Annotated in this window: 16 protein-coding genes and 5 pseudogenes; all 21 read left to right on the top strand. The window is 33.1% G+C overall.

What is annotated here, in order from left to right; all coding sequences use genetic code 11:
• Positions 1-122 precede the first annotated feature (122 nt).
• The 21 genes and pseudogenes from ABH961_RS20445 (at position 123) to ABH961_RS20345 (ending at position 17,525) form a co-directional block, all read left to right on the top strand.
• The gene (locus tag ABH961_RS20445) at positions 123-551 is read left to right on the top strand and encodes a MarR family winged helix-turn-helix transcriptional regulator (protein ID WP_000204172.1); all 429 of its coding nucleotides are present in this window, start codon (positions 123-125) and stop codon (positions 549-551) included.
• 18 nt (positions 552-569) lie between these two features.
• A complete protein-coding gene (locus ABH961_RS20440; protein WP_048547718.1) occupies positions 570-1,208 on the top strand; it encodes a nitroreductase family protein in 639 nt (212 codons plus the stop codon).
• 46 nt (positions 1,209-1,254) lie between these two features.
• A complete protein-coding gene (locus tag ABH961_RS20435) occupies positions 1,255-1,548 on the top strand; it encodes a putative quinol monooxygenase (protein WP_000583805.1) in 294 nt (97 codons plus the stop codon).
• A 212-nt stretch (positions 1,549-1,760) separates the two neighbouring features.
• Entirely contained in the window at positions 1,761-2,036 is a 276-nt protein-coding gene (locus tag ABH961_RS20430) for a TIGR04197 family type VII secretion effector (RefSeq protein WP_017763328.1), read from the top strand.
• Between the two features lie 58 nt (positions 2,037-2,094).
• A pseudogene (locus ABH961_RS20425) lies at positions 2,095-2,439 on the top strand (DUF3958 family protein).
• On the top strand, positions 2,436-3,908 hold the full coding sequence (locus tag ABH961_RS20420) for a T7SS effector LXG polymorphic toxin (RefSeq protein ID WP_098079311.1): 1,473 nt from the start codon (positions 2,436-2,438) through the stop codon (positions 3,906-3,908). The pseudogene ABH961_RS20425 and the gene ABH961_RS20420 overlap by 4 nt, the downstream one beginning before the upstream one ends.
• Positions 3,909-3,913: 5 nt before the next feature.
• A complete protein-coding gene (locus ABH961_RS20415) occupies positions 3,914-4,411 on the top strand; it encodes an SMI1/KNR4 family protein (RefSeq protein ID WP_000427919.1) in 498 nt (165 codons plus the stop codon).
• Between the two features lie 582 nt (positions 4,412-4,993).
• Positions 4,994-5,776: a recombinase family protein gene (locus tag ABH961_RS20410; RefSeq protein WP_048547715.1), complete on the top strand. Its 783-nt coding sequence runs from the start codon at positions 4,994-4,996 to the stop codon at positions 5,774-5,776.
• Between the two features lie 158 nt (positions 5,777-5,934).
• Positions 5,935-7,180 (top strand): annotated as a pseudogene (locus ABH961_RS20405) (IS110 family RNA-guided transposase).
• Between the two features lie 54 nt (positions 7,181-7,234).
• A pseudogene (locus ABH961_RS20400) lies at positions 7,235-7,699 on the top strand (CdiA family toxin C-terminal domain-containing protein); the annotation flags it as partial.
• A gap of 34 nt (positions 7,700-7,733) precedes the next feature.
• Entirely contained in the window at positions 7,734-8,123 is a 390-nt protein-coding gene (locus ABH961_RS20395) for a hypothetical protein (RefSeq protein ID WP_001087574.1), read from the top strand.
• Between the two features lie 319 nt (positions 8,124-8,442).
• Positions 8,443-9,204: pseudogene (locus ABH961_RS20390) on the top strand (hypothetical protein); the annotation flags it as partial.
• A 28-nt stretch (positions 9,205-9,232) separates the two neighbouring features.
• Entirely contained in the window at positions 9,233-10,480 is a 1,248-nt protein-coding gene (locus tag ABH961_RS20385; protein ID WP_098080293.1) for a PoNi-like cognate immunity protein, read from the top strand.
• Positions 10,481-10,612: 132 nt separating this feature from the next.
• The gene (locus ABH961_RS20380) at positions 10,613-11,455 is read left to right on the top strand and encodes a hypothetical protein (RefSeq protein WP_001234187.1); all 843 of its coding nucleotides are present in this window, start codon (positions 10,613-10,615) and stop codon (positions 11,453-11,455) included.
• A pseudogene (locus ABH961_RS20375) lies at positions 11,452-11,766 on the top strand (immunity protein Imm33 domain-containing protein); the annotation flags it as partial. The gene ABH961_RS20380 and the pseudogene ABH961_RS20375, both read left to right, overlap by 4 nt.
• A gap of 139 nt (positions 11,767-11,905) precedes the next feature.
• Positions 11,906-12,370: a hypothetical protein gene (locus ABH961_RS20370; protein ID WP_098049178.1), complete on the top strand. Its 465-nt coding sequence runs from the start codon at positions 11,906-11,908 to the stop codon at positions 12,368-12,370.
• 210 nt (positions 12,371-12,580) lie between these two features.
• Positions 12,581-13,513, top strand: coding sequence for an AAA family ATPase (locus ABH961_RS20365; RefSeq protein WP_070168918.1), 933 nt, complete (start codon positions 12,581-12,583; stop codon positions 13,511-13,513).
• Entirely contained in the window at positions 13,510-14,619 is a 1,110-nt protein-coding gene (locus ABH961_RS20360; RefSeq protein ID WP_098049177.1) for a DUF58 domain-containing protein, read from the top strand. Before ABH961_RS20365 ends, ABH961_RS20360 begins: the two co-directional genes overlap by 4 nt.
• 15 nt (positions 14,620-14,634) lie before the next feature.
• Complete coding sequence (locus tag ABH961_RS20355; RefSeq protein WP_001284440.1) at positions 14,635-15,363, top strand: hypothetical protein; 729 nt, start codon at positions 14,635-14,637, stop codon at positions 15,361-15,363.
• 258 nt (positions 15,364-15,621) lie between these two features.
• Positions 15,622-16,128 (top strand): DUF3902 family protein, encoded by a 507-nt coding sequence (locus ABH961_RS20350; RefSeq protein ID WP_000805747.1) that lies wholly within the window; start codon positions 15,622-15,624, stop codon positions 16,126-16,128.
• 230 nt (positions 16,129-16,358) lie between these two features.
• Positions 16,359-17,525: a serine hydrolase domain-containing protein gene (locus ABH961_RS20345; protein ID WP_000750389.1), complete on the top strand. Its 1,167-nt coding sequence runs from the start codon at positions 16,359-16,361 to the stop codon at positions 17,523-17,525.
• The last annotated feature ends 730 nt before the right edge of the window (positions 17,526-18,255 follow it).

The following is an 18,255-nucleotide window of genomic DNA, read 5'->3' as shown; positions in this document are numbered from 1 at the left end:
ATTTGGAAAAAATAAAATGAAAACAAAATGCTTGCATTCTAAATCGATATAGATTATATTAATTGACATATCAACTATTGATACATCAAATGTTTTTATTTTGATTGTAAAGGAGGGTTAATTTGACAAGTTCATGCTCAAAAGAAGCGATTATTTTATATAAATTACACTTTCTAAATAAAGAAGTAAGTTCGAAATTTGAAGGGTGTACGGGTATGAGCCAGTCTCGATTAGAGCTTATACTTCAGTTATATGAAGTAGGTGAAATTAGTCAAAAAGCACTTCAACAAGAAGTGAATATTGATAATGCTGCGATAACAAGGCATTTAAAGCAGCTTGAGGCCAATGAAATGATTGTAAGACGTAAAAATCCAGATGATAACAGAATTACGTTAGTTTCTCTTACTGAAGAGGGACGAAATAAAATTCAAGCGTTTCAAGAGGAAAAAGAACGTTTTGCAGCATCTGCATTTAAAGGATTAAGTGAGGAAGAACGCGATAATCTTTTAAATATGTTAAATCACATTCAAGAAAATATAAAAGAATTATAAAAAAGGGAGAATACAACTATGACTAACTCAGTAAAAACAAATGATTTTAACGAAATTTTAACAGGACGTCGTTCAATTCGTAAGTACGACCCAACAGTAAAAATTAGCAAAGAAGAAATGACAGAAATTCTTACAGAAGCAACACTTGCACCATCTTCAGTAAACATGCAACCATGGAGATTCGTAGTAATTGAAAGTGACGAAGCAAAAGCAACACTTGCGCCACTTGCGAAATTCAATCAATCTCAAGTAGAAACATCTTCAGCAATGATCGCTGTGTTTGGTGACTTAAACAATTTTGATAACGCAGAAGAAATTTACGGTACAGCAGTAGAACGTGGTTTAATGCCAGCTGAAGTAAAAGAAGATCAAATGAAAAAACTTTCAGGTTACTTCTCAATGGTTACACCAGAAGTAATGAAAGATACGGTATTAATTGACGGTGGTCTTGTAGCGATGCAATTTATGCTAGCAGCTCGTGCTCACGGCTATGACACTTGCCCAATTGGTGGATTTGAAAAAGACCAAATCGCAGAAGCATTTGGACTAGATAAAGAACGCTACGTACCAGTAATGCTAATTTCAATCGGAAAAGCTGCTGACAGTGGTTACCAATCAGTACGTCTTCCAATTGAAAAAGTTGCTGAGTGGAAGTAATCTAATTAGGTCATAGAAATATATGGAATATGAAAGGGGAAACACCATGATTATTATTCACGCAATATTTCAAGTAGACCCAGCAAAACAACAAGCATTTTTAGAAGAAATTCAGCCACTCATTCATGGTTCAAGAGAAGAAAGTGGAAATGTATCTTATGACTTATATAAAGATACAGAAAAAGAAAGTGTTTATACGATGGTAGAAGTATGGAAAGATGAAGCAGCAGTTGCGAGCCATAATACGAGTGAACACTTCACATCTTTCGTTAGTAAAGCAGCACAATTTTTAACTGCTCCGCTTAATATAAAAGCTTATAATGGAGAATTAGTAAAATAATAAGGTAGAAAAAGATGACTTTAGCATATGGCTGAAGTCATCTTTTTTGTATAAGTAGAATCCATTTTGGACTCAGTTATGTTGATAGATAAGTGTTGCTCTTATCCTCAGTAACTGTGGTGAATTGTATGTTAAATTCGAACATTCGGTTTATTGGGATATTTTTCCGTGGTATAATTTTCTTGTAAATAAAAGGTAGAGGGGAGTAAGTAATGGGAGAATTTCAAAGTAATTTGCATACGGCAACACAACTTGCAACGAAAATGAGAACTGCTTCAGATAGAATGCAAAGTGCTACTAGTCGCTCTATAAATAAGGCAACGCGTACGACACTATCTGTGAACTTTAAAGCACAAGAAGCAAATCAACAAAATTTACAGATCACGAAACAATTTTGTACTGCTTTTCAACAAACAATTGATAATATCCATTCCGTAGCAAATGAATTTGAGAAAATGGATACCGGACTTCAAAAGACTTTTCAATAATGTAACAGCCTACGTAAAGGGGAAAAGGTAGGGAGAAAAGATGACTTAAGAAATTGAAATGAGAATCAGTCAATGTAATCAAAAATTACGAATTATATTTGAAGAACAAAATAAAAACCGAATGGCGCTGCAAAATTAAGAACGAGCTGAGGTTAGTTTTCATGAATGGAAAAATAGAAGCAATCGTTTATTTAACCGAATACTAGAAACTTGGCACGGCGACAAAGAAGTGTTTCACCTTTTTACGAATATGCGGCAAGAAATCGGACAGTATGAAAGAAAACTTACATTCGAATTAGAAAATGAAAAAGAGACGTTGCTTAAAGAAAAACGGCATCTCAGTGAGAAAGAAAACGACCTTTCCTATGAACAGCAGCAACTACAAAGGGAGGCCAATACATGAGTTTAAACATGTATTTGGGAGAAGTACAAAGTCAAACTCAAAGTATGAACGCTATATGTAATGCTACGATTCAAAGTATGGAACAAGCGATTCAATCTATTGATGCCTTTGCGATAGATACAGTATTACAAGGACAAACATACAGTAGTGCAAAATCCTACCTTGTCCAAACATTTCGGCCATTAGCGCAAGGAATCATATGCTTATGTGAAGAATTAATTCGCCAAAATGAAGCATTTCCAAATGAGTTCCAAGCGAAAGTTGCTTCGACAGATGTGATTGAACAAGAAATAAGAGAACAAATAAGGGGAATTAATCAATCGATTACAAGTATAGAAGCAATAGAAGTACTTACACCAATGCCCGGAGTAGGTGCAATTGTAACGGTATTAGGTGCAATGAGAAAAAAACTGGAAGAAAAACTAGAGCATTTATATGAATTCAATCATTCATCCAGCAACAACTACAGCACCGCTCTCCAATTAGCAGCTAGCATCACAGCCGGACTCGCTGAAGTGCAAAGTGGGAAAGGATTTAGTCCTGTGAGTGGTACGTTTCATAGTGAAAAGTTAAATATGGAATGGGCAAAGCAAATTCAAATAATTATAGAAGAGAAAATACGGAAATCTGATAATGGTATTGGAAAAAGTGTAGACTTAGAGCACAATGTGTATAACGACATTGAAGGAATAAGCAGCGAAAATCAATCTATCAATAATAGATTTACAAAAGAAGAGATACAAGCGACACAAAAATACCTTGAAGGAATTAAAAATGGTACAATAAAAGGGAATATAGGTGAGGATTTCCAAGTTGAAACCGATGATTATGAAATGGAGCATAACATTTTTGGCCAGCCAGTCGGTGGTAGAAGGCCAGTACTCAATCCTTTTTTAATCGGTGTGGCGAAGTTTGGATTCGATTTTCTCTTTGGTGATCTTTTCACACTCTTTGACCCAGAAGCTACCTATGGTGAAAAACTCCTAGCAGTTGGGATGATGACTCCATATGGGAAAGGTGTAAAAATAGTTGATAAACTTCATGATTTAAAAAAGGTTGGAGATGTGAAGAAAGCAACGTCTGGGAGTGCGGGTGTTGCTAAGGGTACGGGTAAGACTACAGAACCATACGATGTAGTACCGTATAGGCCAAGCAATTCACCACTAGAAAATCATCATGGCGTTATGGATGTATGGGCTAAACATAATGTCCCCGATTATGTTAGTAGAGGGGCGAATACTCCAACTATAGCTTTAACTAAAGAGCAACACAATGCTACTAAAGCTGTTTATAGACAATGGCTCTTTGAAAAAACAGGGAAAAAGGTTGGAGGTAAAGTAGATTGGAAATCTGTTTCACCAAAAGAAATACAAGAATTGACGGAAAAAATGTTTGATGCTGCGAATGTACCACGTTTAGCTAGACAAGAGTATTATAGGGCCTTTAATCAATATAATTTTAGGGAGTAATTTAGATGGAAAATATTAATCAGTTGATTAAAAAAGTAAAATCATTACCTAATTGTCGAGTTCAGGAGCCTACAGAATTACCGATAATTGATAAGAATAAGCATATGCTACCAGGTGATTTAAAAGAATTTTATAGTCTTTGTGGTGGTCTAACTTTATTTGAAAATGAGGAATATCCTATTCATATTGTTACCCCAGAGGAGTTTATTTTGGCTAATCCCGTAATTGTAGGAGAGTTATGTGAAGAAGATATTTCATCAAATTGGTATATTATATGCAATGATGGTAAGGATGAATATTTAACAATAGATCTTAGTGAAGAAAGACTAGGTAGATGTTATGATAGTTTCTTTGATCGACATGGAATAGTTGGGGAGTCGCAAATTATCGCAACTTCATTCACTGACTTACTTGAAAAACTTATTAAGAATAATGGACAATATTGGTATTGGCTAAAGAGTGAATTTGAATCACTTGGAGATGCTTATGATGATCAAGAGTGAAAAAGAGAGCCTTTAAGTGGGATAAGAAAGTGAAAGAGTTTTTGAAAGTATGTACTCTATGATGGTTGTACCATCATGGAGTACTATGTGCAATGATAGAATAAGAAAACGAGGTACGAGCTTTGGCGAGATGACATTTTACTGGGTGCTGAATATAAACACATGGAATATATATTAAACTAACGAACTCGTACAAACTCGTAAGTTTTAACGTAGTAGTTGTTACCACATATAAAAGGTGTCATACTGTTACTACAAAACTTACAAATTTATGCTACTTAAAAACATATGAACTTAAAGCACTTGATTGTCAATTAAAGGCAACAAGTGCTTTTTGGCGTTTTAGGATAGAAATGATTAGACACATTATAATTTTATAAGTGTGCTAAGTATTAAATTTTTATAGATTGTAATGGCTATGAACAGGGTATGACGATAGTAGAGGAAAAAATAAAGGATTGTGTTATGTTTTGAAGTCATCGTAAAGTACGTTTTAACGGATGGACGTTATGCACACGTTATCCGCAAAAAACAGGCAAACGTTACAGAGATTGTAATTACTGTAACGGGAGAGGACTCAATATGGAAGAGAAAGTAGTGGGTTATGTACGAGTTTCAACAGAAGGACAAGTACGTGACGGATACAGCTTAGCGTATCAAGTAGAAGAAATCGAACGTTACTGTATGGAAAACAACTTACAATTGCTTCATGTATATGAAGATAGAGGACTAAGTGGCGCAACTGTTGATGAAAATGGATTAACAGTTGAACGTGAAGGCTTACAAGAACTATTGTCAGATATGGCATATCAACAAGTGAAGCACGTGATTGTACTCAATACATCTCGGTTATGGCGCTCTGATATGGCAAAAGTGTTAATACAACGAGAGCTAAAGAAATACAAGGTAGATGTGAAAGCAATTGAACAACCCAATTACAGTATATACACACATGACCCAAATGATTTTTTAGTAAATGGCATGTTAGAGCTATTAGACCAATATCAACGTCTCGAGATTGCATTGAAGCTAAGTAGAGGCAGAAAGAAAAAAGCGGAACAAGGTGGATATGCAGGTGGTGGTGTGATGTTTGGTTATAGAGTAAAGAAAGGACAAAAAGTGTTAGAAGTAGATACGGAGAAAGCAGTGGTTGTGCGTAGACTATTTGAATTAAGACACTTTTTTAAACATTGGTCGCTGACTCAATTGGCAGAACGACTGAATAGGGAAGGTTATCATACAGAGAAAGGAAAACAATTTACGAAAGTACAAGTAAAACGCATGTTAGACCGAGAGAGTTTTTATCGAGGGGTATATACATACGGGCAAATACAAACAAACGGTAAACATTCAGCAATTATATAACAGTCGTACTTAAAAAAATCGCTCATTTTACTATATGTACTTATGAAGTTATGAAAATGGATAGGCTTGCGTACCTATGCGCATCGGGAGATGAACGCTCGAACTAAGGTTGCCGACGTTTTTATATATGACTAAATCATTGAATAGAGGGATGAGTTATGCATAATAGGCAGAATTATTTGTATGTAGGAGTAGATTTACATAAAGAGCAGCATACGGCTGTTATTATTAATTGTTGGCAAGAAAAATTAGGAGAAATACAATTTGATAATAAACCATCTGCATTTTCGAAGTTTTTATTAGAAGTAGAGACATATGTGAGTGATGGTTTATCAGTTGTATTTGGTTTAGAGGATGTTGGTGGTTATGGAAGAGCGTTAGCGAAATATTTAGTAGATCATAAACAAGTAGTGAAAGAAGTAAATCCAGCTTTATCATTTTTAGAGCGAAAAAGCCATGTGACGACACAAAAAAGTGATAGTTGGGATGCGGAATGTGTAGCACGCATATTGGTAAACAAATTTAATCAATTGCCAGATGCAAAGCCAAACGATTTATTTTGGTCGATACAACAACTAGTATCAAGAAGGAATGCATTAGTAAAAGCACAAAGTGCATTAAAGAACCAACTACATATTCAATTAAACCATCATTATCCAAGTTATAAAAAGTTTTTCTCAGAATTAGATGGGAAAACAGCATTAGCGTTTTGGCAGCAATATCCATTATCCTCTTGTTTAGAGGAGGCGAATATAAAGCAATTAACAGCTTTTTTATTAGATGTTAGCAACAATACATGTTCAGTAAAGAAAGCAAGCGAAATATTAAAACTTGTAAAAGAAGATGGACAAACAATGAAAGAGTATCAAGAAACACGAGACTTTTTAGTAAGAAGTATTGTACGGGATATTGAGTTTAAAAAGAAGGAAATGAAATACATTAAAAGAGAATTAAAACGGTTAGTAAATCTACTAGATTATCAATTAGAGACGATGCCGGGAATAGAACTTGTGACGGCATCAGCATTAATTGCAGAAATTGGGGATGTAAGGCAATTTCCAAATGCCAACAAATTAGCACGATTCGCGGGGATTGCGCCTGTTTACTTTGGTTCTGGCGGAAAAGGTAAGACACATAAAAGCAAACAAGGAAACAGGGCGTTACACGCTTTATTTTATAATTTAGCAGTACAGCAAGTGCAAGTGGCGAAAGGAAGTAAGTTAGCTAGAAGTCCAGTGTTTTATGCATACTATCAAAAGAAATTAAAAGAAATTAAAAGAGGGAAAAACAAAAGGACAGGCATTAGTATGTATTATGAGAAGACTGGTGAACATTATATATGGCATGATGAAACATAAAACGGCATATGAGTTGCCGGTAGTACAAGAGAAGGAAGTAGTTTAATAAGGTTTTATATGGTTTGTTTTTTTATTGTGAGAGTTTAAGATTACAACATAGGGTACGGGTAAAGCTAATAACTTTAAATTTGGAGATAATGCTAAAAATCATTTAAAAAATGTTGAGAATATAAGCACTAAGAAAGGGGTTAGTGGTGGACATAACATGGATGAATTTTACAATGCTTTAAAAAATCAGGGTGTTGATGTAGAAGAATTAATTATATCTAAAAAATCACATTCTTCAATTGAAGGGATTTATGAGATAGAATACAAAATACCTAGAAAAGATATGGCTGGAAATATTGCAGAACCCGTTTCGTATAAAAATATTAAGGAGCCTAAAACAATATACGATCCAGCAATGATTAGTGATGATAAGATATATCAGTGGGGAAAAGAAGCGATGCAAAAGGGAACAATAAATGGTAGGCTTGTTGAAGGTACTGCTTCAAATGGATTGAAGTTCAGAGGTTATTTAAATGATGCTGGGGAGATAACTAACTTTTTCCCAATTCTAGACTGATATTATCAAGATACAATATTTATAGGAGGATAAAATGAATAGTAATTTTGAATTTATTGAAGATAAAGAGAAAAATGATGAATTGATGTCAATATATTTTAACTTTATAAACGGTAAGTACTTGGAAAGAGCTTTGAGTTTTTTTGTAAAAAAAGAGGGGTTTGGACAAGAAATAGTATTCGTTCATTTTCAGTCTGATTTAGATGAATTTGATATGTCACAGCTACCTACACCTTTAGATGATAAGCATGTGTTAGTTGAATTAGATTCTCCAGCTGTTGAGTCTGAACAACAAGTGTATTTGGACTTTGAAACTTTTTATAATTATTTGGAAGAACATGTGAAAAAAGAAGTGGAAAAAAATCCAGAAAGAAATGGATTAATGGATTTATTAGTGCAAGTTAAGCGTAGCTTAAATTTGTAATATCTTATAGCCATTTTACTAGATTCGTAGGGCAGAAAAAGAACTTTTTGAAGAACGCGTTTTTATTAGGATTTTATTATATTTCAATAAGGAAGATTGTCTGATATTGAATAAGTAAAGAGGAAGTTATAAATGAAAAAGACTCAACAAAAGAGACTTCACATTTGAGGTCTCTTTTGTTGATTTCAATTGAAAATTATTATTTGAGCGAATGCACTTTCGTACCTCACATTTCACAGGCACATAGGCTTCAATTGATGCTATATAGTATGTTTTTCAATGTCAAAAAACATTAAAAAAAACAGGGCAAAATTATTAAATAGCCGGGTCCATTGTAGAAATGTTTGAAGGTATCTCGCTCATAGGCGGATCTAATTTCTTAACTATCGTGGCAGAAGTAGGAACTGGTGGGTTAGCATCACCAATTGTTATTCCATTAGATATAGCAGCAACAGCTACTGGGGCAAGTCTTTTTGTACATGGTGGATTTATTTGGAATAAATCGATTCAAAATACTAAGGATACTATTCAAAAAATCCAGTCTTCTGGTGGAGGTGCGGCTAACGGTAAACCTAGCAGTAACAAAAACACAAATGTAGATAATTTTGATGCAAAAACAGCTACCAATAAGCAAAAAGGTAATTATGGTGAAATAAAATCTAGTGACAATTTATTGAATAATCAAAGTTTAAAAGAAGCTGGATTTGATTTAAAGCCAGTCGGAAAAAGTACACCATCAGGCATAAATGATAAAATAGTAAAAGGGATTGATGGATTATACGAAAATGCAAATCCAAATTCAAATATTAAATATGTTATTGATGAAGCTAAGTTTGGTAGTTCACAATTGGGGAAAACTAAAGATGGACGGCAAATGTCAAATGATTGGTTGAATGGTGCGAAGACCCGAAAAAGTAGAATATTGAAGGCAGTTGATGGAGATGCAAAATTAGCATCAAAGATTACGAAAGCATTACAAGATCAGGAAGTTGAGAGAGTGTTATCAAAGGTTGATAGTAGTGGAAAGGTGAAAACATTTAGAATAGATGCAAAGGGAGACATAATTGGAGAATGGCCATAATTTAAGGCACTAGGAGGAATTGAATAGTATGAGAGATCCTTTATGTATAGAAGAAAAATGTAGAGAAGGAATAGAATATAATAAAGAGTTTATTGAGGAAAATAGAGAGGAGATTAAAAGTTTTGAAGAAGATGAAAGGAATGGTATTCAAAGAAAGGCTAAAGATAATAAAAGTCTTATAGAAGGAAGGTATCTATTAAATTTTAATTATGAGTTAGAGGATATTAACGCAAAATATTCCCTAGGAGAAGCTATCTATACAATAGAAGGAGATTTTGACAACGCTCTTATTGATTTGAGGCATATAGGGGAAAATGAAGTTGGATATTTAAATCTAATTTGGATGATATCTCTAGGGATTTTATTAGAGACGGAGAAAAAGAATCTTGTAAGTTTAGCTAAGCTAGTTGAGAAGGAAAATATGAACGATGCAGTAATCGATTTCCTCTTATGCGCTAGTGATATCGGATACACAAAAATGACGAATGTTTATTTTAAAGAAAATCCATATGCAAAAACGAGAGAGATTATAGAACTTGCACAAACAGATAAAAAAGAAGCGTCTAAAAGATTGCAAACGTATATGGAGAAAGAATGGTTTAAAGGCCATTATGATTATGAATGGAAAAATGCCCATAAAGAACCTGGATATGTGGGGTATTGGAGCTTTGAAACGGCAGCGCTTGCGAAAATTTTGGAACTTGATGATACAAGTTTAAAAGATAATAATCATTATCCATATGATTTGGCACATTATAAAAATGAAATGAAATTTAAGCATATAGACCTAAGTGAATATCACTATGAAGATGAGACAGAAGAAATAGAGGATATAGTAGAAGGAATTGAACATAATCCTGCATTGGTAAATATTATTCCTCCAAGATGGCATTCATTGGTCAATGAATTAATTCATGACTATGAGAATATGGAGGATAGTAGTTTTTATGAAAAATACAAAAAAACGATAGGAATAGGTCAAGTGTGGTTCTTATCACAAGAGTATGAAGAAGAAAATGAGCAAAAAAATCTATTAGGAAGTTTAATTGTGTTTGCCCTGACGGTAAGAGATTATATATTACAACTGGACTATAAAGAAGATTTAGAAGACTACATTGATAATCTTAAAAATTTCTGGAATGGATCAGAAACAAAGTTAATTCAATTTATGTTAGAGAATGATCAAAATTATTATGCATGGGTACCAAAAGAAGCAAACATCCCAAATATGTATGAAGTGAAGATTGAGAGTGTCGATGTAGAGGAAGTTCTATAACGAACAAATTGAAATGGTTGTCATCATATGTAATGTTAGAATACATTTTACTAGTTAATTGAAAAAAATGCATGCGTTGGAGAAAAAAGAGCGTATAGTTACTAAAAAGTAAAGGGAAAGAAGGCTGTTGAATTGAGATTGGCAGATTTTATTAAACTAGATAAAAATGAAGTAATTCACTTTGATATTAAAAACCTTTCACCATCATTTGAAGTGCAAAAAGAATTACATCCTGTAAAAAAATTTATTTTGTACAAAAAAGATTATCAAGAAAGAATTTTAAACAGAGTAAAAGAAAAATTTGACTGTGATAGATGTGATCTTGTTTTAGAGATATATTCTAAAATATATGTAAATAAAAACTTGAACAATGTAGATTTAGATACTATGAATTCTTTTTATCAAACGTACCGGCTTTTATTGCTATCAAGTGATAAGTCATTTTGGGAAAATGATTTTAATACATTCTGTAATAATCGTGGTGTAAAGCCTAAATCAATTAAAAAAAATGCCTTAAAGCTGTTAAGGTATGAATGGTTATTGTCTGAAAAAGTGTTTAATCATTATGAAAATATTAATAATCATCCCGATGTTATGCGTTTTGCTACAGTGACACATACAATAGGAAATATGACATTATTGCCTAAAGGATTTAACGTTGGGCGTGCTATTGCAACTAGAGATTATTGGGATTTAACATTAATGTCACTACAAAGTTTTTTAGGCCGTTCTTTCGATACTTTCGTAACAGATTATTATATGCAAGACTTTATTGATGATAAATTAGAGTTATGGAAGGGACATTGTTTTGAATACCCATTGCCAAATTCATTTAATAAAGTAAAGGCTCGCAAACTATCGGAAATTCAAAAAAATCAAATTGTTCAAAGCAGAATTTTTGAATTTATGGTAAATGCAAATAATAAAATCGAGAAACGTTCTGAACGATTATATAAAGCGTTACTAGTTAAATAGAGAGACAATTAATAAAATTTAACGATAAGATTGTGATAGCGAAAAATGTGTTGCAACAAGAAGAGGTGTTTTTACAAAGATCTATTGGTTGTGATGAAGGTGATTCAGGTTGGTATATAGCTCCTAACAATGAAGAAGTATCAGGAGAATTGGAAATCATATATGCCCATGAATTATTAAAAATGAAACCTGAAATTATTTAAGTGCTAGCCTTACCGTATAATTATTTAGTAGTATTTGAGAAGGACGAAATGAAAGTGATTTTAAATGAATGTGATGTTGATATTTGGGGTGACATAGATAAGAAATGAAGTGAATATCAATTGAGACTATTAACGATCATGGTAAGTCTATAAGTGTTGACTTACAGTATTTGTTTTATAGAATATGATGAAAAAAATAGAAAAGAGGTATATTTTTAAGAGGTTTATAAGGTAGGGACTATTAACTATGAAAATTTATTATTGTGACGAGTGGTCAGATATTAGAAAGAAACCTTGGAATATGATTGATGAGTGTAAAGCATATTTGTGTCATCAAAATAACGAACCATATACGGCCTTGTTAATTGAAGGTGAAAGGATTAAGTATGTTATTAATATTACAAAAGATTGGATTTCAGTTGGGTTTTATGATGAATTAGTTCGTAAGTATTTAAATTATGATTTTGAAGTTATAAATGATAATAGAATTTTCTTAAGAACAGCTATGTATTGGGAATATAATGATACGAATGAAAAAGAAAAAACTAGCATGATTTTCAATTTCCACGAAAATGGTTATACAGTAATGGAAAAGGTGGATGTGAATAGAGGGTTAGTTGAGGAACGAGAGAATTATGATGATCCTGAAAATAAATGGGATGTGTTTCCTGATTTTGGTCATTATATTCATTTGTGCAGAGAGGAAAGATAATGTATTTATATAAGGTGTCAAATGCCCAATATGAAAATCACGTGAGTTAAGCACTTCATTGTCAACAGAGGACAATAGGTGCTTTTTTTACGTGAAGTAAAGTAAAAATATAAGTTTGCTTGTTGCTCTGTTTCAACTTTGTGCTATATGTTATAATTTGGAAGTATATATTCTTAATTTTTAGAAAATTTAAAGGTGGTAGGTTAATATATGAGTACATTAAAGAAAATTACTAACAATATTTCGAAGGTTATTATAGGTAAGGATGAAGCGATTGAACTTGCAGCTATAGCTCTTATAGCAAGAGGGCACATTTTATTAGAGGATGTACCTGGGACGGGGAAAACAACATTAGCGAAAAGTTTGGCTAAAAGTGTAGACGCTAAATTTCAAAGAATTCAATTCACAGCGGATACTTTGCCGGGCGATGTTATTGGTCTTGAATATTTTGATGTGAAGGAATCGGAATTTAAAACGAGGTTAGGTCCTATTTTTGCAAATATAGTAGTAGTGGATGAAATTAATCGTGCTGTACCGAGAACGCAATCTTCGTTATTGGAAGTGATGGAAGAACGTACTGTTACGATTGCGAAACAGACACATTCATTACCAGAACCTTTTTTAGTAATTGCAACGCAAAATCCTCTTGAATCGGCCGGTACATTTCCTTTACCTGATGCTCAACTAGACCGTTTTTTACTAACTATACGTCAAGGCTATCCTACGAGGGAAGCAGAAAAGGAGATGATGAATCGTTTTCAAATGAATGATCCGTTAGAAACGTTACATTCAATTATTTCAACTGAAGAAATTATTACAGTGCAAAAACGAGCAAGAGAAGTGTTAGTAGGGAATGATGTGCAAGATTATCTACTTGAAATTATTGAGGCAACGCGTAAACATGAGTTAATTGAAATTGGTGTAAGTCCGCGGGGGACGTTGGCATTTATGAGAGCGATTCAAGCACGAGCAATATTAAATGAAAGAGACTATTGTACGCCAGATGATATAAAGACGCTCGCAGCATCTGTTTGCGCTCATCGTTTAACGTTAACGATTGAGGGGGAGATGAAAACAACGAGAGAACAAATCATGAAAGAAATTCTTCATACGATTAATGTGCCAGTGGAGAATGTACAATGAATCAACAACTTGTGTATACACCTTTAGCGGAGCCTTTCGTAATGGGAGTTATGTCAGTTGTAGCCGTTATTTTATGTGTATTTTCAAGTAATCTATTGTTTTTATCTCTCGTATTTTTGTATGTAATTTTAATAGGTGCGATGCATGTATACATACGTAAAGTATCTCGTGTTGAATGGGAATACAGTCAAGGGAATTCAAACGTTTTTATAGGTGAAGCGAATGTGTGCAAAATGAAAATTTCAAACAAGTCGTTATTCCCTATTTTCAATATCGTATTTCGATTTAAATGTGAAAATAAGTTAACTTGGAATCATGATGAAATAAACAAAAATACGAATACAGGTTCAAATTATTATATGAATTTACATTTAAAAGGAAGAGAGTCAGTTTCATTTGATTTACAAGCTGTAGCTGTAAAAAGAGGACTTGCGAAATGGGAAGAAGTAGAAATTGTCATTACTGATCCCTTTGGATTCATAACGAACCATATAACATATAAACAAGTTGAAACGCCGTCCTATTTAGTTTTACCAGCTGTTCCGAAAATGCAAGTACCTGAATTACAAGAATGGTCACGAGGATTTCGAAAAGCGATGTCATCACCCTTATATGACGAAACGAAAGTAATGGGAGTGAAGTCGTATGAAAATGAAGATTTTCGTTCTATCCACTGGAGTGCGACAGCGAAAACAGGGACGATAACTGCGAAAAAGTACGAGCGAACACAATCAGATAAATATGCGATATATCTCAACTTGCAAAATAAAAGCGGTATTTCTTTGCGAAATGATACAGAGGAACTAATTGAATTAACAGCAGGCATATGTAAACAACTGCTTATGCAAAACTGTTCATTTGAAGTTTGGATCAATAGCGTAAAAGACAATGGATTGTTGCATATAAAGAACGGTCATAACCGGAAACATTTGCAAAATGTATTAAAAGTACTTGCCTCAATATCGGACCAAGATACTCCTGTATCTTCCACTTATTTTTACACAGCAGGTTTTCGTCGAAAAGAATTGGATGCAGTTCCTTTAATTCTGGGTACTTCTCCAAGGAAATACACCAGAACGAATAAATGGGTTGTAATTAAAGAATAAGAAGGGGTTTATGTCATGGCTAATAAAGAGCGACATATGAAGGTGAAGATTTGGAGTATTAGAGTTTTCATGATACTTTTCTTTACGGTTAGTGCGATAACGTTATCACAAGGTGTTGTGCATCTACAAGACATAGTAAAAGGGCTTTTTTCTAGTAAGACGGAGACAATATCGGAAAGAAATTATGATTTTACTAGTTTAGACGAACAGTTTGATGAACCTGAAAGAATTATAGATGAAGAAACAGGAGTTGTAGATACAAGAACAAAAATAGATAGGAAAATTCCACTTTTTGTACGAAAAAATTCATGGACTGATGTGTTTTCTGTTCTTTCAAATGCATGGATTAGTGTCGTTTTTTATGTAATTATTGCAGTGGTCATTCTATTTGCTTTTTATAAATTAATGAGGAGAAAGGTAACGAAATTAGAAATAGAACAGGATAAACAATCGATAACAAAAGAAAATATGGATAGAACCGAAAAGAACAAGAAAGTGAAGCATCAGTTAGAACAGCCGTTACTTAAAGATAAGATAAGGCAAACTTTAGTGGAATGGGAAAGAACATTACCGTTTCATGAACAGAGAAGGTCATATGAAACGATGCAACAATGGTTAAGCAGAATTTGTAGAACGCGAGATATTATTCCGATATATGAGTCTGTCCGATATGGAGAAAAGACGTATACGGAGTTAGATGTAGAGAAGACTGTTCGATGGATAGAGCGAGACGGGAAGGCGTGACATTAATATAAGTAAATGAAATTAACTGTAAATTAATTTCATTTACTTATATTTAATTACATGGTAATGTATACTTACTTTTTTATATCTCTACCAATGGAAAAAGGTAGCCTTTGTAGAGTATTGCTCGTTGAATTTTTTTTGAGGTTATCTTCACTTCATCAATATAGAATGAAAAAGTGATGAATCCATTACGGGTATCATGTAAATAAAAAAATATAATTTATATTTAAATTTTTGTAAGGGTGTGAAAATAGAATGAAACCGGTATTGAAAAACATACTCCTTTCCTTTGTTTTTTCTGCAGCAGGGATGTGTTGGTTTCTGTTTATGTTAGTTAGAGGAGGTGGAGACTGGTTATTGTCTTGGGTAGGTGTATTCATGGCCTTTTTATCTTTATACACGTTAATAGATTTATATTGTAAGTATACATACGATAAAAAATTAAGTAAATTGTTTATCAAAGCAACAATTACTACCTTTAGTTTTGCAGTATTGGGAATCACCTTTGGTATTGTACACGAGCTATTACAGCCATGGAGTCTCAGTTTAATGGTTTGGTATTGGTTGTTAGTGTTACTTTTGTTTGTAACGACCATAATATTGTTAGTTTTTGTAGTATTTGTTAATCGTAAAAATCACCATATTCCTGGGGGATATAGAATACTTATACTGCTAAATTTATTTCTTACGTTAGCACCAGTGCTGTGGCCAGTACTACTTACTATTATCGGAAATGGCATGAACGCTAGTGCAGGGTGGTAAAAGTGAATGAAATAAAAAGTTGGTATAGGGTTTAAGTATGTAAGAGAACGTGTTTTCATAAATTGAAAACACGTTCTTTTTTATTTTCATACATTACTTTTTCCCATCTGGTCGTCAAATTTTGAACGTAAGTATTTCGTAAGGAATGGATAAGAAAAAAGAGAGGTTTATCATATAGGATGAAAGTATAGCTTGAATCAATACGATATGAATAGAGGAGAGAAAGTCTTATGAAAAAAAGTTATTCCATTAAGTTAGCAAGTTTGGCAGTTTTATTAGCGGGTACTACTTTATTCACACCAGGTTTTACTGTAAAAGCAGAGTCTACTCAAAATATTTCTAATCCGTCAGAAGCACATGATCAAAAGAATCGGAATGGTTGGAAAAGAGTCATGCAGGAAACAATCCAAATTGGAGCGCCGGGGGTATTAGCTAAGACGTATAATAACGGGAAAATTAGTAGTTATAATGCTGGCGTCGCGGATTTAAGTACAAAGAAATCGATGAAATCAGATTATCGTTTTCGGATTGGAAGTGTGACGAAGACTTTTACTGCTACGACTGTTCTTCAATTAGTAGGAGAAAATCGCGTGCAACTTGACGATTCTATTGAAAAGTGGCTACCTGGCCTCATTCAAGGAAATGGATATGATGGCAATCAAATTACGATACGTCAACTTTTGAACCATACAAGTGGTATAGCTGAATATTTAAAGTCAAAAGAAGCTGACATTATGAATTCGAAAAAAACGTATACAGCAGAAGAAATAGTGAAAATAGGACTTGCTCTACCTCCAGATTTTTCGCCAGGTAAAGGTTGGTCGTATTCAAACACAGGATACGTAATACTAGGAATGCTTATTGAAAAAATAACTGGTAATAGTTATGCGGAAGAAATTGAAAAGCGAATTATTGAACCTTTGGACTTGTCAAATACGTTTTTACCAGGTAATTCACCAGTCATACCAGGAAAGAATCATGCTCGAGGGTATATGAAAATTGATGAAACAAGTGAATTGAAAGACATGACGTATTATAATCCGAGTTTAGCTAATTCAGCGGGAGATATGATTTCAGATGCGGACGATTTAAATAAGTTCTTTTCATCTTTGCTCGGTGGTAATTTATTGAAAGAACGCGAGCTAAAAGAAATGCTTACTACAGTTCCTATAGAAGGAAAAGGTCTTGGTGATGGATATGGCCTTGGGATCTATGAGACGAAACTTCCAAATGGTGTCTCAGTTTGGGGGCACGGAGGATCAATTCCTGGGTTTATGACTTTTGTTGGTGGAGTAATTGGAGGCAAGCATACATTTGCTGTCAATGTTAACTCTTTAGGTCCGGTTGATATTCTTACACAGTTTAATAAAATGATGCAAATTGAATTTAAGAAATAATAGATGAAAAGAGTTCTACTATAGAGGTATATAAGGACTTGTATGCGATTTAATTGTTATTAAAATATAGTCTTAAAAAACCCCGAATCATGAGCAATTTACTGCCCATGATTCGGGGTTTTTACGTGCTGTTACAAGAAAAGTAATGATGTATTTAAATTTTTTCATTTTACTATAAATCTATTATATTTATTTGATATTTCTTATTTATAGTGACTTTTACATTTTTAAAATATTGGAACATACAAAGGTAAGTAGTTCTAGATTTTAGAGTTAATAATAAGTAAATTCTGATTTTTGTTGAAAAATATTCGAATGTATTTCCTTAATTTACATAATAATGTACTTTTATCGTATGAATTAATATCTTAAAGCGTATAAATGTTGACGCATTTCCGAAGGATAAAACAAAACATTTTTGGAAGATGAAAAATAGAACACATATACAAGTCCTTTTTTAAAAGAAACAATATGTATGAATTAATAACAAATAGAATTAAGTATACAAAAATAGATAATTATGATTTGCGTCTAAATGATTGACTATTATGAAATTAATGATTAATATAGGTTTTATATTTTGATTCCATTTATATTACAAATATGTATTTTATTTCAATTTTAATTGTTTCGTAAACTATAATTGAATATATTGTGAAAAAGAATAGGGAGGGGGAACAGCAATAGAAAAGGCTATCTTTTCAAATTGTGTAATGAAATCAAAGGGAGG

Origin of the sequence: Bacillus sp. RC251 (assembly GCF_044908765.1) — a bacterium.
GTDB lineage: Bacteria > Bacillota > Bacilli > Bacillales > Bacillaceae_G > Bacillus_A > Bacillus_A wiedmannii.
Note: the sequence above shows the minus strand (reverse complement) of the source record. Positions and strands in the feature narration are given on the sequence as shown.

Bases quoted from the DNA above. Each gene is read 5' to 3' on its own strand.
- ABH961_RS20360 (WP_098049177.1), top strand. From the start codon at position 13,510: ATGAATCAACAACTTGTGTATACACCTTTAGCGGAGCCTTTCGTAATG.
- ABH961_RS20385 (WP_098080293.1), top strand. From the start codon at position 9,233: ATGAGAGATCCTTTATGTATAGAAGAAAAATGTAGAGAAGGAATAGAA.
- ABH961_RS20435 (WP_000583805.1), top strand. From the start codon at position 1,255: ATGATTATTATTCACGCAATATTTCAAGTAGACCCAGCAAAACAACAA.
- ABH961_RS20420 (WP_098079311.1), top strand. From the start codon at position 2,436: ATGAGTTTAAACATGTATTTGGGAGAAGTACAAAGTCAAACTCAAAGT.
- ABH961_RS20350 (WP_000805747.1), top strand. From the start codon at position 15,622: ATGAAACCGGTATTGAAAAACATACTCCTTTCCTTTGTTTTTTCTGCA.
- ABH961_RS20430 (WP_017763328.1), top strand. From the start codon at position 1,761: ATGGGAGAATTTCAAAGTAATTTGCATACGGCAACACAACTTGCAACG.
- ABH961_RS20345 (WP_000750389.1), top strand. From the start codon at position 16,359: ATGAAAAAAAGTTATTCCATTAAGTTAGCAAGTTTGGCAGTTTTATTA.
- ABH961_RS20410 (WP_048547715.1), top strand. From the start codon at position 4,994: ATGGAAGAGAAAGTAGTGGGTTATGTACGAGTTTCAACAGAAGGACAA.
- ABH961_RS20415 (WP_000427919.1), top strand. From the start codon at position 3,914: ATGGAAAATATTAATCAGTTGATTAAAAAAGTAAAATCATTACCTAAT.
- ABH961_RS20440 (WP_048547718.1), top strand. From the start codon at position 570: ATGACTAACTCAGTAAAAACAAATGATTTTAACGAAATTTTAACAGGA.
- ABH961_RS20395 (WP_001087574.1), top strand. From the start codon at position 7,734: ATGAATAGTAATTTTGAATTTATTGAAGATAAAGAGAAAAATGATGAA.
- ABH961_RS20365 (WP_070168918.1), top strand. From the start codon at position 12,581: ATGAGTACATTAAAGAAAATTACTAACAATATTTCGAAGGTTATTATA.
- ABH961_RS20370 (WP_098049178.1), top strand. From the start codon at position 11,906: ATGAAAATTTATTATTGTGACGAGTGGTCAGATATTAGAAAGAAACCT.
- ABH961_RS20355 (WP_001284440.1), top strand. From the start codon at position 14,635: ATGGCTAATAAAGAGCGACATATGAAGGTGAAGATTTGGAGTATTAGA.